The organism is Photobacterium sp. OFAV2-7, assembly GCF_022347985.1.
GTDB lineage: Bacteria > Pseudomonadota > Gammaproteobacteria > Enterobacterales > Vibrionaceae > Photobacterium.
In genome coordinates, this window is sequence record NZ_JAKRFQ010000740.1 from 1 (window position 1) to 2,676 (window position 2,676).

Annotated in this window: 2 protein-coding genes; one reads left to right on the forward strand and one right to left on the reverse strand. The window is 53.1% G+C overall.

Annotated features, from left to right (window positions below):
• Nucleotides 1-725, forward strand: a 725-nt coding sequence (asd, locus tag MHN01_RS23830; protein WP_239413840.1) for an aspartate-semialdehyde dehydrogenase, incomplete at its 5' end; no start/stop codon positions are given.
• A gap of 116 nt (nt 726-841) precedes the next feature.
• Here asd and MHN01_RS23835 read toward each other — a convergent pair.
• On the reverse strand, nt 842-2,676 hold a 1,835-nt coding region (locus tag MHN01_RS23835; protein WP_239413842.1), incomplete at its 5' end, for an efflux RND transporter permease subunit.

The window sequence follows — 2,676 nt, forward strand, 5'->3', positions numbered from 1 at the left end:
GTGGTAACTGTACGGTCAGCCTGATGCTAATGGCGGTAGGCGGCCTTTATCAGGCCGGACTGGTTGAGTGGATGACCTCTCAAACTTACCAGGCAGCATCGGGGGCCGGTGCCAAGAACATGCGTGAGCTGATCAGCCAGATGGGTGTGATTAACGACACGGTGTCTAGCGAAATGGCTAACCCGGCAACATCAATCCTGGATATTGACCGTAAGGTAGCGGATACAATGCGTGCTGCCGACTTCCCTGCCCAGGAGTTTGGTGTGCCGCTGGCAGGCTCGCTGATCCCATGGATTGATGTGAAGCGCGACAACGGCCAGAGCAAGGAAGAGTGGAAGGGTTCGGTTGAGACCAACAAGATCCTTGGCTTGGACAATAACCCAATTCCGATTGACGGTACCTGTGTCCGTATCGGTGCCATGCGTTGTCACAGCCAGGCGCTGACCTTGAAGCTGAAGAAGAACGTTCCGTTGGACGAAATTGAAGAAATGATTGCGTCCCATAACGACTGGGTGAAAGTGATCCCGAATGAGCGTGATATTACGGTTCAGGAGCTTAGCCCGACCAAGGTAACCGGGACACTGTCTATTCCGGTTGGTCGCTTGCGCAAGCTGGCAATGGGTGATGATTACCTTAACGCTTTCACGGTGGGTGATCAGTTGCTATGGGGTGCAGCAGAGCCGTTACGTCGTACGTTGCGTATCATTTTGGCCGAGAAGCAATAATGGCAGGCAGTACCTGAAAGTTGTGCTAACGGTTAAACAGAAAAACGCCTGCAATTGCAGGCGTTTTTTTATTGTTTTGAAGTTTTGAGCTTTAGCTAGGCTTTTACTCGCAGGCCTTACTGTGAAGGTTGCGGCTTGTTTGACTTTCTGACTATCGCCAGAATGTCTTTCTCTTTGAGTTTAGCCATACCCACATAAGCGACAGGTACGACAAACAGGGAGAAGAAGGTCCCGGTAATCAATCCGCCAACCAGTACCAGCCCGATATTGATCCGCCCTAGCGATCCCGGTCCGGATGCCAGTGCCAGCGGCAGTGAGCCCAGGATCATGGTGAGCGAGGTCATCAGGATCGGACGAAGGCGGGAGCGGGCACTGTCCAGGGCCGCCTCGATAGCCGGCATACCGTGTTTGCGCTTCTCGTTGGCAAATTCGACCAGTAGGATCCCGTGTTTGGTCACTAGCCCGACCAAGGTTAGCAAGCCTATCTTCGAGTAAATATTCATGCTCTGGCCGAATGCTGTCAAGGTCAGCACCGCACCGACGATACATAGTGGTACGGTCAGCATAATCACCAGAGGATCGACAAAGCTCTCGAACTGGGCGGCGAGGATCAGGTAGACGAAGACCAGCGCCAGCAGGAACAGTAACTGAGTTCCGGCCTGGGAATCGGTCAGCTCCTTGACCACGCCGTTATAGTCGAAGCCCTGGGCACTTTGCAGTAGCTCGGGCACTTCCTGGTCGATATAGGTTTTGATATTGCTGGCCGTATAGCCCGGCATAAGATCAGCGGTGATCTCGGCGCTATCTTTGCCCATAAAGGTCTTGAAGCTTGATTCTGCCGTGGTCTGCTTGATGGTGACGAACTGAGACAGCGGCAGTGTCTGACCCGACGCCGAGCCGACATACAGCTTATCCAGTACGTTAAAATTACCCAGTGCCTCGCGGTTAACTTGAACCTGGATCGGGTAGGTAAACCCATCTTCTGACTGCATATCTGCTGCTTTCACGGAGCCGAGGAAGGTTGACAGGGCATCGGTGACGTCGCTGTAGCTGACACCAGACAGAATGATGGCATTGCGATCGATCGACAAATCGTAGTTGAGCTGATCACGAAGTACCGAGTTTTTGACATTGGTTACCCCCGGGTAGTCTTCCAGCAGTTGGGTGACCTTGTCTGCAGTATCACTTAGCGCATCAGTGTTGCGGTCAACGGTGGTCAGTTCAAGGATCAGGTTGTTGGCCACATTGAGGTTGTCAGCAGCACGAACCGAGAAAGACATGCTGTAGGCAGATACATTGCTGCTGGCTTTGTCTATCAGTCCGGCGATCACCTCGTCAGCGCTCTGGGTGCGTTCACCCCAAGGCTTGAGCATCACATGGTTTGTCGGGGTCCCCTCGATATAGGACAGGTTTGCCTCGATGGCACCATTGTCGGCCATAACGCTATTGAGTTCACCATTGTGCTTCAGGTGGTACTGTCGCCCGACACCCGTCGGTGCTGTTGAGGTGACGTCAATGAAGCCGGAATCTTCGGTCGGCAGCAGTATCTGCGGCATCTTCATAAATGCAGCACCGGACAATCCGACCAGCACCAGTGCAATGGCAACCATAATGCGTTTACGGCTGAACCATTTGCCAAGTTCACGTGTGTAGCTGTCGGCCAGTTTGTTTAGCAGGTTATCGACCTTGCTAAACCACTTGGGCTGGTTGCCGACGGGCTTGATCAGGTAGGCGCTCATCATCGGCGACAGGGTTAGTGCGACCATGCCCGAAATGATTACAGCTGCCGCGAGGGTAAAAGCAAACTGACGAAAAAGATCGGCTGTCAGGCCAGACATCATACCGATAGGAAGATAAACCACCGCGAGTGTCAGCGTCATTGCTATCACCGGGAAGATAATCTCCTTGCTGCCTTTTAATGCGGCATTGAAGGGTGTTTCGCCGTTTTCGA